Annotated in this window: 11 protein-coding genes and 2 rRNA genes; 9 read left to right on the top strand and 4 right to left on the bottom strand. The window is 56.0% G+C overall.

The window, feature by feature from the left end; genetic code table 11:
- The 3 genes from ABIT76_04555 to ABIT76_04545 form a co-directional block, all read left to right on the top strand.
- Positions 1 to 379: ribosomal RNA gene (locus tag ABIT76_04555) — 23S ribosomal RNA — on the top strand; the annotation flags it as partial.
- A 295-nt stretch (positions 380 to 674) separates the two neighbouring features.
- Positions 675 to 790 (top strand): 5S ribosomal RNA (gene rrf / locus ABIT76_04550).
- 154 nt (positions 791 to 944) lie between these two features.
- The gene (locus ABIT76_04545) at positions 945 to 1,193 is read left to right on the top strand and encodes a hypothetical protein (protein ID MEO7932412.1); all 249 of its coding nucleotides are present in this window, start codon (positions 945 to 947) and stop codon (positions 1,191 to 1,193) included.
- Here the strand turns inward: ABIT76_04545 and ABIT76_04540 are convergent.
- Entirely contained in the window at positions 1,186 to 2,007 is an 822-nt protein-coding gene (locus tag ABIT76_04540; GenBank protein MEO7932411.1) for a hypothetical protein, read from the bottom strand. The two genes, ABIT76_04545 and ABIT76_04540, sit on opposite strands and share 8 nt — an antisense overlap.
- A gap of 217 nt (positions 2,008 to 2,224) precedes the next feature.
- Between ABIT76_04540 and ABIT76_04535 the strand changes: the two genes are divergently transcribed.
- From ABIT76_04535 to ald, 6 genes are all read left to right on the top strand, one after another.
- Positions 2,225 to 3,262, top strand: coding sequence for a rod shape-determining protein (locus ABIT76_04535; protein MEO7932410.1), 1,038 nt, complete (start codon positions 2,225 to 2,227; stop codon positions 3,260 to 3,262).
- Positions 3,263 to 3,286: 24 nt separating this feature from the next.
- Positions 3,287 to 4,087, top strand: coding sequence for a rod shape-determining protein MreC (mreC, locus tag ABIT76_04530; protein ID MEO7932409.1), 801 nt, complete (start codon positions 3,287 to 3,289; stop codon positions 4,085 to 4,087).
- A 2-nt stretch (positions 4,088 to 4,089) separates the two neighbouring features.
- Positions 4,090 to 4,641 carry a hypothetical protein gene (locus ABIT76_04525; protein ID MEO7932408.1) on the top strand — a complete coding sequence of 184 codons (552 nt, stop codon included), beginning with the start codon at positions 4,090 to 4,092 and terminating at the stop codon, positions 4,639 to 4,641.
- Positions 4,641 to 6,863 (top strand): penicillin-binding protein 2, encoded by a 2,223-nt coding sequence (gene mrdA / locus ABIT76_04520; GenBank protein ID MEO7932407.1) that lies wholly within the window; start codon positions 4,641 to 4,643, stop codon positions 6,861 to 6,863. Before ABIT76_04525 ends, mrdA begins: the two co-directional genes overlap by 1 nt.
- A 69-nt stretch (positions 6,864 to 6,932) precedes the next feature.
- Positions 6,933 to 8,504 (top strand): Rne/Rng family ribonuclease, encoded by a 1,572-nt coding sequence (locus ABIT76_04515; protein MEO7932406.1) that lies wholly within the window; start codon positions 6,933 to 6,935, stop codon positions 8,502 to 8,504.
- A gap of 30 nt (positions 8,505 to 8,534) precedes the next feature.
- Entirely contained in the window at positions 8,535 to 9,635 is a 1,101-nt protein-coding gene (ald, locus tag ABIT76_04510; GenBank protein MEO7932405.1) for an alanine dehydrogenase, read from the top strand.
- Here ald and rsmA read toward each other — a convergent pair.
- From rsmA to bcp, 3 genes are all read right to left on the bottom strand, one after another.
- Positions 9,609 to 10,955 carry a 16S rRNA (adenine(1518)-N(6)/adenine(1519)-N(6))-dimethyltransferase RsmA gene (rsmA, locus tag ABIT76_04505; protein MEO7932404.1) on the bottom strand — a complete coding sequence of 449 codons (1,347 nt, stop codon included), beginning with the start codon at positions 10,953 to 10,955 and terminating at the stop codon, positions 9,609 to 9,611. The genes ald and rsmA overlap by 27 nt on opposite strands.
- Positions 10,956 to 11,048: 93 nt before the next feature.
- Entirely contained in the window at positions 11,049 to 12,194 is a 1,146-nt protein-coding gene (locus ABIT76_04500) for a hypothetical protein (GenBank protein ID MEO7932403.1), read from the bottom strand.
- Positions 12,195 to 12,668, bottom strand: a complete 474-nt coding sequence (gene bcp / locus ABIT76_04495; GenBank protein MEO7932402.1) for a thioredoxin-dependent thiol peroxidase — start codon at positions 12,666 to 12,668, stop codon at positions 12,195 to 12,197.
- Positions 12,669 to 12,686: the final 18 nt, after the last annotated feature.

Below are 12,686 nucleotides of genomic sequence, written 5' to 3'. Positions count from 1 at the left end.
GCTCATCACATCCTGGGGCTGGAGAAGGTCCCAAGGGTCCGGCTGTTCGCCGGTTAAAGTGGTACGCGAGCTGGGTTCAGAACGTCGCGAGACAGTTCGGTCCTTATCCACTGTGGGCGCAGGAGATTTGAGGAGTTCACACCTTAGTACGAGAGGACCGGGTGTGACGAACCTCTGGTGTTCCGGTTGTTTCGTCAGAAGCATTGCCGGGTAGCTATGTTCGGAAAGGATAAGCGCTGAAAGCATCTAAGCGCCAAGCCTCTTCCAAGATGAGATCTCCCTGAAGAGCCGTGGTAGACCACCACGTTGATAGGTGTCGGGTGTAAGCACAGTAATGTGTTCAGCCTAGGCATACTAATCGCTCGTTCGGCTTGTTCATTTAATTTTCGGCTGGTGCCGGTCTCTGTGGAGACCGGCATCAAGCCAGTCGAAATTATTAATGAATTTAAAACTCAGCATTGACTTAAATGTTAGATTGATTTATCCCTGTATGTAGATGTCAGAGAGCCTAAAAGTTCTTTGGACAAAGATCAGATTTCGCTGTCGATTAGCAATAATCAGCAGTGGCAGTTGGAAGCCAATTGGTGTCCAGCCGCCAGAAGTCTGGTGGATTCGAGCGTATTTCCTCCCCCAGTTTCCCCCTTGGAAGTATATGTGTTCGGATTCGCCAGACTTCTGGTGATCTTAGCGCAGTGGCACCACCCGTTCCCATTCCGAACACGGAAGTGAAACACTGCAGCCCCGATGGTAGTGCATGTATAGCTTGTGCGAGAGTAGGACGTTGCCAGTTTTATGCCCGGCATCTTGGAAACAAGATGCCGGGCTATTTTTTTGTACACGATTGAGTGGCTCGGTGGAGATATCTGAGTGAAGAACTAAGAAGTATCCAAGTGAACACCTCATCCGCTGTTGCCAGTCAAACAGCTCCATGATTATTTCCATCCATGAGCAATCGCTGGCTTCAGTTTTTCAAAAGCGCATTTGAGTTGGAACCTGCCCTGCACCCTCTGGATCACCGCATGGCTAAAAAATACGTCAAAGAGCGTCTGGTGGTGGTGTATTCCGAACTTAGAAATGACCCGTTAGCTTTGGAGCGTGCTTACCAGGCATTGAACTTGGAACCTCGCCTTGGAATCGGAAAAGATGAGGCTCCCACGGTCTTTGAGCTGAGTCTGCCGGAGTCTGTTAATTAAGTTTTTCCAGCCATTTCACAATCATCGGGACAAAAAACATTCCATCAACGGCCCAGTCATAGAACTCCGGTCGTCGTTTTTTGCCGATTAGACTAACCAGCACACCCAAGTAGATGGTGAAAACAACCATTTCCAAGTGCAGTTCTACAAACAGAAAGGCGATTTGGAGTGCCATCATGATGTATAACAGTCGAAAAAAACTTTTAGGTTCGAGCCAATTCGCCAGAGTTCTGACTCCTGAAGAGGTGTCTCCCATAGTATCGCGTTGATCAAAGAGTAAAATATTGGTGAGAAGAGCGATAAAAATTCCACCAAGCAGTGCCCAGTGTTTTAGCAATAACTCCCAAGAGTCGACTTTGATCCAAATGGGAACGGTCAATGTGGCGAGAACAACGATGGGCGGCATCACCCATTTGAGTAGTGGTGCGTCCTTAATCCGGCCTGAAAAACCTGGAGGAATGATGCAGTAAAAAGCCGAAACAATGGCTGCCACTCCGATTAGGCCCAATAACAGCCAATTTTTTTCATAGATCGGCGTCACGATTAGCACTGCTAGTGAAAAGCGGATTAACCATTTTCTCGCGTGCGTGAACCTCGCCCGGTTTGGCACATTGATCGGATCGGCTGGATCTGGGATGAGGCGATCCAAGTTGTAGATGAACATTCCGCCGGCGAACCACAGCAGTGGATAGAAGGATGGGCTGACACCCATTTCCGTGTTGAGATAGCAGCCAAATGCCACGAGCCCGCTTGACCCGTAGAAAAAGAGCGATTGGAAGGTGTCGATAGCTCGGCTCAAAGAGGATGACTTCATGTGGTCGAAAGCGAAAAGGGCGGGATTTTGAAGCTGTTTTCGAGGAAATCGTGTCAATGTTTTCACCTTTGCCTTGACGCCTGAGACTGCTCACGCCTACATAACAGGTTCACACAAAGCAGGTAGTCATTTTGCCGTGTCCCCATGAAGTGTCCGAGATGAATTTCTCACGATAAAACACCCGCCTGTCGCAATACAAATTTAACTCGTTTTCTTAATGTTTAATGGAATTTTGGGATTTTTTTCCAATGATGTCGGGATTGACCTCGGGACAGCAAACACACTGGTATATGTCAGGGACCACGGCATCGTTCTGCGCGAACCGTCGGTAGTCGCGGTTCAGGCGGGCACGAATAAAGTGCTTGCTGTCGGGGACGAAGCCAAGCGGATGCTTGGGCGCACGCCAGGGAATATTGTCGCCATTCGACCCTTGAAAGATGGCGTCATCGCCGACTTTGAAATCACTGAGGCGATGCTGCGCCACTTCATCAGCAAGGTCCATAACCGCCGGAAAATGGTGCGTCCCCGCGTGGTCATTGCGGTTCCGTCGGGCATTACCGAAGTGGAGAAGCGCGCGGTAAAAGATTCCGCGACTCATGCGGGTGCGCGTGAAGTTTACTTGATCGAGGAGCCGATGGCTGCGGCGATCGGGGTTGGTTTGCCAGTCCAAGACGCAGCGGGAAACATGATTATCGACATCGGCGGCGGCACGACCGAGGTGGCTTTGATTTCACTCTCGGGAATTGTATTTAGCCGAAGCGTCCGTGTGGCGGGTGATGAACTAGATGAGGCGATCATTCAATACATGAAGCGCGCCTACAATCTGATGATCGGCGAGCGCACCGCAGAGGAAATCAAAATCAAGATAGGATCGGCTTATCCTCAGGAAAAAGAGACCAGCATGGAAGTCAAAGGCCGCGACTTGGTCGCCGGTTTGCCGAAGACGCTCATGCTCACCTCACAGGAAGTGCGCGAGGCTTTAATGGAGCCGATTTCCACGATCGTCGATTCGGTGCGTGTGACTTTGGAGCGTTGTCCGCCAGAACTTTCCGCCGACTTGGTGGACCGTGGACTGGTTCTCGCTGGCGGCGGGGCTCTTCTCCGCGGGCTAGACAAATTGCTGATGGAAGAAACCGGTCTGCCGGTGCATGTGGCCGAAGACCCTCTCAGCGCTGTCGCCGAGGGAACCGGACGTGCGCTGAACGAACTCAAATTCCTCAAGCAAGTCGCGACCAACGAGCGTCAGTGGCGCTAATTTCTGATTCCAGAGAGTCGAGCTTTGAAGCCGATTAACCTAGTTGTTCTGGCGGTTTTGCTCATTCTCACCGTGAGTTTGCTAACGCTCGGGCCGAAACGCGTGCAGGCTGTGAAAGGCGCATTTCTCCAGGCAGTGTCTCCTTTTTTGAAGACGGGCGCGCTGGTGCAAAACCAGGTCACCACTGTGACCACTGGCCTGAAATCGCTCGACCAGCTCGAACGCGACAACCAACGCCTGCTCATCGAGAACAAAAATCTCAAGGCAATCAACCTCACCCTGCGCAATCTGGAGGAAGACAACAACCGCCTGCGTCGCGCTTTGAATTATCGCGAACGGGCTGTCTATAAACTGGTTCCGGCCCGAATCGTCACCCGCGAGGCGGGCACCTGGCTGAATAGTTTTACGATAGACTGCGGGACGAACAAAGGACTGAAACCCGACATGCCAGTGGTCACCGACGAGGGAATCGTTGGGAAAACCACCGTGGTCTCCGCCACGATTGCCGAGGTCATTCTCATCACGGACGAGCGGCTGCAAATCGCGGCTGACGTGGAAGGTTCGCGTGAGCAGGGAGTGGTGCAAGGCGCGCAGGTTTCTGAGGTGATGTCTCCCTTGCTGGCTCTCAATTTCCTTTCCAAGGAGGCGCAGCTTTCCGCAGGACAAAAAATTTACAGCTCCGGCATCGGCGGCGTTTTCCCCTCGGGGCTGCTGATTGGCACAGTTAAATCAACGCATCACCGCGACCTCGATACGCAGGCATTGCTAATGCCTGCCGTCGATCTGTCGGAGATCGAGGACGTCTTCGTCATCATTGGAGGATAACCATGGTCATCCTCTATCTTTTTCTGCTCGTGCTTTGCAGTTTTGCCGCCTTGGTTCTGCAAATTTTCATCCCGCCACTCCCATGGTTGCATGGTGCGCAGGTGCAGTTAATGCCGATCGTCATGTTCTATGGCGCGCTGGCCCTGCCCTATCCGGCAGCTATGGTTTTGACGTTCAGTTGCGGTCTCATGTGGGATCTTTTTTCCGTGCAAGTCGTGGACTCCTCGGTTGAAATCTCCCTCGGCTGGTCGATAATCATTTATTCAATATTAGGGTCAATGATGCATGGGTTTCGGCCGTTATTTTTAAGAGGGAGATGGGAGGTTCATTGCCTGATGACGGGGATTTTTACCGCCTGCATCCTGCTGGTGGAATATCTGGCAATCATTTTCCGGCGGCATCATGCGGTGTTTCCGCCTAGCGTCTGGTGGCTGACGCTTGGAGCGGGTTTCGTGGCCATGCTGCTGAGTCCGCTCATTTACTGGCTGCTGGGACGTCTGGCTTTTGTCGTGCGCTACGAGCCGGACGCGCCATTTTTTGAGGAGATCATCTGATGGCTGGTCGTCGCACAGAAGCCGATGCCGCCCGCAAACCCTTGTTGCGTGTGCACATCCTTGCGTTGGTTTTTCTGGCAGCCTTCGGACTGCTCGTTGCGCAGATGTGGAATGTCCAAGTTCTGAAGTGCGACTACTACACCAAGCAGATTCTCAACAGCTCCCAAGTCACCGTGCGGATTCCGTCGGTGCGCGGCGAAATCAAGGATCGCAACGGGCTTTCGCTAGTCCGCAATCGCGCCAGCTACGAGGTCGATTTCCTTCTGCCGGCCATGGTGCAGAGCTACAAAAAGGAAAATCGCGACGTTCCAAAGCTAAAATATGAGAAGGCCGACGCCAACGGTCGCGCGCAAGTCAAAGAGGAAACGGACATTGTCACCATCATCGATTCGGCCATTCAGCCGCGACTCCGTGAACTGCAACTCGACGAGCCCTACAGCACCAGCAAACTCCGCAGTCATTTCAAAACCAAGCAACTCGTGCCGTTCACTTACCGGCAGGACGTCGATTTCCCGACCTTCGCCAAATACGCCGAGCGCGACATCGGTCTGCCGGGCATCAAAGTCGGCCAAAAACCTGTGCGCGAATACGTTTACGGCGCACTCGCGGCCCAGATTCTCGGCTATGTCGGCGAGCCGCGCGACATTTCCGCGCAACCCGATATCGACGATTTCACCTATTACGAAGCCGACGTTCAGGGCCGCACCAATCTGGAGAAAACTCAGGACGAGCTGCTGAAAGGTGCACCTGGAGCCCGCGTGCTCAAGAAAAACGTCAAGGGCCAGATCGAAGGCGAGATTCGCGAGGATCCGCCCCAACGCGGGTCGGATGTTTATCTAACCATCGACGCCAAAATCCAATACATTGCCGAGAAAGCCATGCGCTCCGTCGGTCGCGGAGCAGCCGTCGTCGTCGATCCCAACAACGGCGAAGTGCTGGCGATGGTCTCGGTTCCTTCCTTCAACCCGAATAATTTCATACCCAGCATTTCCACGAAAAACTGGGCGGCCCTTAAGGATGCGGACGCTGATCCGCTCACCAATCGGGCGATCAGCGCCTATGCGCCAGGCTCGACTTACAAGCTTCCCATCGCACTCGCCGGCTTGAAGTCGGGACACGGGAACGATCATTACAACTGCTCGGGTGGCGTTTCCTACGGCAACACTTACATGCGTTGCTGGATCGGCCAGCAAGGCGGGGCGCATGGCGATCAGGACTTGGAAAACGCTCTGAAAAACTCCTGCAACGCCTTCTTTTTCCAATACGGCAACGCGGCCGGGATCGGGCCGATTGACCAGATGTGCGCCTCACTCGGCCTCGGCCAGCAGACTGGCATCGAGCTTTCCAATGAAAACGGCGGCGTGCTGCCCGGCAAGGAATGGCTGGCAAAGCATCATCCAAAAGAGCGCTGGGGGAATGCCAACACCGCACTGACTTCCATCGGCCAGCAATACGTCGAGGCCAGCCCGCTGCAAATGGCGATGATCGGCGCGACCGTGGCCAATGGCGGCACCTGTTATTATCCGACGCTCATTCATAAAAGTGTCGGTCCGGATGGAGTCGAGACGCTCCATGCGCCGCGTGTGCGGGCGGATCTTTTGAAAAACGGGCTGACTTCCAGTCAAATCGAGCGCGTGCGCCACGGCATGTGGAAAGTCGTCAACGATCCCGACGGCACTGGCAAAAAAGCCCGCGTGCCCGGTTGCATCGTCGCTGGAAAAACCGGCACCGCGCAGTTCAAGCGCAAGGGCGTGCCTGACAACCACACTTGGTTTGTCTGCTTCGCGCCCTATGACAAACCGACCCTGGCCATCTGCATTTTCATCGAAGGCGCCAAATCCGGCGGCGGCACGGCGGCCCCGATCGCCTCGAAAATCATCAAGGACGTAATGGCCATGAAAGGCGGCTACAACCCCGACCTGAAGCCGATCAAACCCGCCATCGGCAATTTTAATTTCGTAGAAACCATCGACTTTGAGCGTAATCTCCCCGCCACACCCGGCGATGAGGATGGAGAGACGGCCGACTCAGTCCCACACAACGACGTTGTTGCGAAGGCTGATGTCCGGCGGTCCGACCAGGACGCTCCTAACATTGAAACAGAGGCAGACGAACATTCCATAGCCACTCCGAAAGCAGTGTCTGCGGATGAGTTGAAGAAGAAATTTCTCCTTCAACGCGATCAAAAACCTGTATCCAAACCGAGGAGCCCACGCGGGTAAATCGAAATGGAAGCAGACTATTTGGACGTTATTCCAACCTCACAACCCCGCCAGAAAGGCATTAGAGGCATGATTGAAAAAGTAAAACAAATCTTCGGACTCGCTCCGAAAAAGACCGGCAACCAACTGGTCATTAACTGCGAACGCCTGGAAACACGCGTCGCTCTCGTCGAGAACGGCCGTCTCGAGGAATACAGCATCGAGCGCGACAACGATCGCAACATCGTCGGCAGTATTTTTAAGGGCAAAGTCAAAAACATCGAGCACGGCCTCAAGGCCATGTTCGTCGATATCGGCTTCGAGAAAAACGCCTTCCTCCACTTCTGGGACGCGCTTCCCGCTGCGCTCGACAGCGGAGTGGAAGAAGTCTCGCGCTCCAGCAGCAAGGCTCGCTCCAATATTAGTTCCAAGGATATCCCGGGCATTTATCCCGTGGGCTCGGACGTGATCGTGCAGGTTACGAAAGGTCCGATCAGCAGTAAAGGCCCGCGCATCACCACGAATATCAGCCTCGCTGGCCGCTATCTCGTCCTCATGCCGTATAGCGATCAAAGTGGTATCTCGCGCAAAGTCGATGATCCAAAAGAACGCGAGCGCCTTCGCAAGATCCTTCAGGAACTCGAAGTTCCCGAGGGCATGGGCGTCATCATGCGCACCGTCGGCGAAGGCCAGCGCGCGCGTTATTTCGTGCGCGATTTGAGCATTCTCGTCGAGCAATGGCGCAAGATCGAGCAGGCCATGCACGATCAACCCGGCGGCACCTGCCTTTTCCGCGAGCCCGATTTGATCGACCGCACAGTCCGCGATTTCCTCACCGATGAGATCGACTCCGTCGTCTGCGACGATCTCAACGCCACCAACCGCATGAAAGACCTCGTCGGGCAGATTTCCCGGCGCGCGCGCAACCGCATCGAGCATTACGTCGAGCCCTACCCGATCTTCGAGCGTTACGGCGTCCAGAAACAAATCGACGACGCCTTTCACAGGCAAGTTTGGTTGAAATGTGGCGGCTACATCGTCATCGACGAGACCGAGGCGCTCATCGCCATCGACGTCAACACCGGTCGCAACAAGGGTTCCAAGGAGATGGATAAAACCATTCTCACGACCAATATGGAAGCCGTGGACGAAATCGCCCGCCAACTCCGGCTGCGCAACATCGGCGGCTTGATCATCGGCGATTTCATCGACATGAAGAGTCGCAAGGACCAGCAAATGGTCTATCAGCGGATGAAGGATCTGCTGCGCCGCGACAAAGCCAAGACGCACGTTCTGCCCATTTCGCCGCTCGGCCTCATGGAAATGACCCGTCAGCGCGCCCAGGAAAGTCTCAGCGGCTCGGTTTTCATCACCTGCCCGTATTGCAACGGTCGCGGCAAAGTGAAAAGCGCCATGACCATGAGCGTCGAACTTCAGCGCCAGCTCCATCTCGTGATGCGGAAATATCAGGACGACATCCACGAGATTCGCGTCGTCGTGAATCCCGAAGTGCTCAAGCGTCTGCGCAACGAAGACGAGGATTTGCTCGTCGATATCGAGCGGAAATACGCCGGGCGCCTCACTTTCCGGGGCGACCCGACCTTTCATCACGAGCAATTCACGATCAACGACGCGAATGCGAACGTTGAGCTGAAACCGTAAGCGTTCAACTTCCATCCGGTTCCAACCCGCATGAAAATCGGCGTTCCCCGCGAGATCAAAGAGCAGGAACATCGCGTCGCCCTGCTCCCGGCGGGAGCGTATCAGCTCGTTAAAAAAGGCCACCCAGTCCTCGTCGAACGCGGCGCTGGCATCGGCGCGGGCTACTCCGATGACGACTACGCCAAGACCGGCGCGCAGTTGATCGACAACCACGAGGCCGTCTTTGCCGAGGCCGAGCTGATCGTCAAAGTGAAGGAGCCGCTGCCGTCCGAATACGCCCTTTTGCGTCCGGGTCAGATCCTATTCACCTACCTGCATCTCGCGGCCAATCGCCAGCTCACCGACGCATTGCTCGCCTCCGGCGTCACCGGCATCGCCTACGAAACCATCGAAGTGAACAAACGCCTCCCGCTCCTCGAGCCGATGAGCGAGATCGCGGGTCGCATGTCGATCATCGTGGGCGGCTATTTTCTGGCCAAACATTGTCAGGGCAGCGGCGTGCTTTTGGGCGGAGTTCCAGGCGTATTACCCGGCAAAGTCGTCGTGCTCGGCGGAGGAACCTCGGGAATCAACGCCGCCCGCATGGGCATGGGACTCGGCGCGGACGTAACCATTCTGGAGGTCGATGTCGAGCGGATGCGCTTTCTCGATATCACGATGCACGCCGTCCACACCTTCTATTCGAGCGAGGCACATTTGTCGGAATTGCTCCCGCAAGTGGACCTCCTCATTGGGGCCGTGCTCGTGCCGGGAGCCCGTGCGCCGAAACTCGTCAGCCGCGAAATGCTGAGACAAATGAAACCCGGCTCTGTTTTCGTCGATATCGCCATTGACCAGGGCGGCTGCGCGGAAACGTCGCGACCCACCACGCATCAAGATCCCGTGTTCACCGAGGAGGGCGTTATCCATTATTGCGTCGCCAACATGCCCGGCGCTTACGCCCGCACCGCGACGCAAGCGCTGACCAACGTCACCCATCGCTACATCGAATTCATCGCCGACTACGGCCTCGCCGAAGCCTGCCAGAAACAGCCCGCGCTCATTGGCGGCATCAACGTACAGAACGGCACCCTCACCAACCGGCAAGTCGCCGAGGCGCATCTTTTACCGTTCGCCGAGCCCGTTTTCTAAGAGCCGAAAGCACTCCAGAAACCCCGGCGCGAAATCTTGCGGCCGAGTTTCAATCCATTCAGCGACCAGCGCCTGCGGGAAAAACGCCCCGGTCTCGATCTCCAGTGGATGCAGGTGAAACGGACCCTCCGCCTGCGCTCGATAGATCTCGATAAACTCGTAACCCGTCTGCTCCGAACTCGGCAACCGACCGGCCAAAGTCACCTCGGCGCTCACGCCCAGTTCCTCCACAATCTCCCGCTGGGCCGCAGCCAGATAGGTCTCGCCCGCGTCCAAATGACCCGCCGCGCTCGAGTCCCATTTGCCCGGCTGGCGGTCTTTGCGGTGCGAGCGTTTCTGCAAAAACAACTCGCCCGCACGGTTGTAAACGAAGATGTGCACCGCCCGATGATTCCAGTTTTTCGCGTGAACCTCGCCGCGAGTCGCCTGCGCAATGACCACGTTTTGATCGTCCACCACATCGAAGATTTCCGAGCCCGGTTCCTGCGCTACTGACTGAGCGATCGGGTGGTGCGCCTGCACCAGCGCGACCCATTGCGAGAGCGACAATTCCTCGGCCCGGCATTGCAATGGAACTCCGATCTGCGCCGCCAAAGTGGGCCATTCATCAGTGGAAATCGCCAGCATTTTGCGCAACTGCTTGCGCCTCTGCGAGAAGCCTTGTCGAACGGTTTTTTCGAATACTCCACCGTCCACCGGCTGAACTTGTTCAGGTGGTAAAGCTGTCAACAAAACCACCGCCGAATCCACGTGCGGCTCCGGATAAAAAACCGTCGGCGGCAGCGTGCGCAAATACTTCACCTGCCAGCGCCGCTGCACGGCAATCGTCAGCGATCCATAGGAGGCGGTGCCCGGCTGGGCGGTCAATCGTTCGGCGACCTCGCGTTGAATCGTAAACAGCGCGTGCGTGACCGGCGTGGGCGCAGAGAGAAAATTCAGGAGAATCGCCGTGGAAACGTAATAGGGAAGATTGCCAATGAGTTTATGCGGTCCATAAACTAAAAACTGTCGTAAGTCGCTCTCACAAGCGTCCTCGTGGCGTATCGTAAAATTTGAGTGGTCAACAAATCGCTCTTGAAGAAAGCCGACCATCTTGGCGTCCTTCTCAATGGCGGTGACGCTCGCCACCTGAGGCAAAAGCCACTCCGTGAGCGCACCCAAACCGGGGCCAATCTCGATAAAACGATCGGTCGGCGCGGGCTCCAGCTGACGGATCATCCACTGGGCGAGGTTCTGATCGTGCAAGAAATTCTGCCCCAAGCTTTTGCTAGGAGACGCCTCCAGGCCAGCCAAGCTTTGTTTGATCTCGGTAAGAGTCACGCGGTTTCTTAACAGAGAGTTCGCTCTAGAAGTGGCTTTTGTTCACAACTTGTTAACAGACGGAAAATAGATGACGCGTCAAGCGCCGAAACCTCATTCATTGAGCGTTTTGGCCGAGGGTGACTTCGGTTTCCGACGAAAGATTTTCTTTGTCTCAGAGAGCGAAAGTCCATCGATGAAAAAAGCCGTTGCGGCGCGTCCGACCGCCAGTGTGCCGCCTGCAGCGACGGCTCCAGAAACGGCGTAGCCAAACCCGGGAACGAGCTTGGCGGCGCTGCGGGCCGTCTCGCGCAAGACGAATCCGAGTCCGATGGCGGCCCCGAGCGAACCGAGAAATTTGAGGCCGGAGCGGACATTCAATTCGCCGCCGCTGATGTAAATGATGCCCGCCGCCATGCTGGCCTGGAGCGTGGTGAGGATCGGCATGTCGGCCAGCGGAATGGGCTGGGCTCCGATGGCTGCCGAGACGGCGGTGGTCGCTTTGATGAGTGTGTCGGCGATCTTTTTCTGAGCGGGACGCACCCCCGAAATGCGGGCCATTTCTAGTTTGGCCTGGGTCGGGAGTTCATCGACGATTTGAGTTAGAAGCGAATCAAGACCGCCATCTTCATCAGGGGTGCCATCGGCGCGGAAGCGGCTCCAGCGCGAGATGGAAAGGACCTGGGCTAGGCTTTTATGGATGGTCGGGTGAGACCGAAGCGCCGATTCGATGGCCAATGCCTCGGGAGTCCGCCCGTCGGTGCCGGGGACGCCCTCCAGCACACCAAAGACGGCGGGACGTTTTTCAAATTGGGCCTCGATCTCCACCAACGCTTGGACGAGAGGCTCCATCGCGGCTTGGAGCGCGTCGGGAGTCGCCCCGCTCGGGCAGGCAAACAGCACGATGTCGGGTGGAAAAAAGTCGCGTCCGCTGCCCCAGTGGAGATTTTTTTGCTCGCGCGCATCCAAGAGTAGGACGGAGCCGCCGGCGACGCGCCGGAACGTTTCCCAGCCGGGCACGACGGGCAGATGAGTCGCATCGGTGAGCGGAATGATCTGCTCGCGGAAGAGCGAATTGACGATTTCGACGCGGGAAACGTCGCTGGTGCCAGTGATGAGAATACGTGCCGGGCGTTGCTCGAGGAAGAGTTCCTTGACCGGCTGCATCTCGCTGAGGATCGCTTTTTGGAGCGGTCCGGGGAGCTTGGAGACGAGTTTCTCCAGTTTGTCGTAGGCGCCGAGCAGCGTGTCCTGATTCATCTAGGCAAGCGCTTTGAGGAGCAGATCGGTGTGTTCGGAGGGCTGGACTTTGCGGAAAATGGCTTTGATTTTGCCGTCGGGTCCGATGACGAAAGTGCTGCGCTCGGCGCCCATGTATTTTTTGCCATACATGCTTTTCTCGATCCAGACGCCGTAGTCGCTGACGATTTTTTTCTCTGTGTCGCTCAGGAGCGGGAAGGGGAGGGAAAATTTTTCGATGAATTTCGCGTGGCTTTTCACCGGGTCGATGCTGACGCCGAAGACGACGGCCTTGTCGGCGAAATCAGCCCAGGCGTCGCGCAATCCACAGGCCTGGGTGGTGCAGCCGGGCGTGTCGTCCTTGGGATAGAAATAGAGGACGACGTTTTGCCCGGCGAAGTCGGCCAGACTGACGGTCTGGCCGTTTCCGAAGGGGCCTCCGATGGCTATGGCGGTGAAGGTGGGGGCGTTGTCGCCGATCTGGAGTTCGCTCATGAGTGGAATGAACGCCAG

The sequence above is a fragment of the Chthoniobacterales bacterium genome, assembly GCA_039930045.1.
In the GTDB taxonomy this organism is placed as follows: Bacteria; Verrucomicrobiota; Verrucomicrobiia; order Chthoniobacterales; family DASVRZ01; genus DASVRZ01.
The sequence above is the reverse complement of the archived record's forward strand: the minus strand, read 5'-3'. Positions and strand labels throughout refer to the sequence as shown.

What these genes read in the sequence shown, in the direction of transcription:
- ABIT76_04545 (MEO7932412.1), top strand. Translation starts at nt 945, where the DNA reads ATGAGCAATCGCTGGCTTCAGTTTTTCAAAAGCGCATTTGAGTTGGAA.
- ABIT76_04540 (MEO7932411.1), bottom strand. Translation starts at nt 2,007, where the DNA reads ATGAAGTCATCCTCTTTGAGCCGAGCTATCGACACCTTCCAATCGCTC.
- ABIT76_04535 (MEO7932410.1), top strand. Translation starts at nt 2,225, where the DNA reads ATGTTTAATGGAATTTTGGGATTTTTTTCCAATGATGTCGGGATTGAC.
- ABIT76_04525 (MEO7932408.1), top strand. Translation starts at nt 4,090, where the DNA reads ATGGTCATCCTCTATCTTTTTCTGCTCGTGCTTTGCAGTTTTGCCGCC.
- mrdA (MEO7932407.1), top strand. Translation starts at nt 4,641, where the DNA reads ATGGCTGGTCGTCGCACAGAAGCCGATGCCGCCCGCAAACCCTTGTTG.
- ABIT76_04515 (MEO7932406.1), top strand. Translation starts at nt 6,933, where the DNA reads ATGATTGAAAAAGTAAAACAAATCTTCGGACTCGCTCCGAAAAAGACC.
- ald (MEO7932405.1), top strand. Translation starts at nt 8,535, where the DNA reads ATGAAAATCGGCGTTCCCCGCGAGATCAAAGAGCAGGAACATCGCGTC.
- ABIT76_04500 (MEO7932403.1), bottom strand. Translation starts at nt 12,194, where the DNA reads ATGAATCAGGACACGCTGCTCGGCGCCTACGACAAACTGGAGAAACTC.
- bcp (MEO7932402.1), bottom strand. Translation starts at nt 12,668, where the DNA reads ATGAGCGAACTCCAGATCGGCGACAACGCCCCCACCTTCACCGCCATA.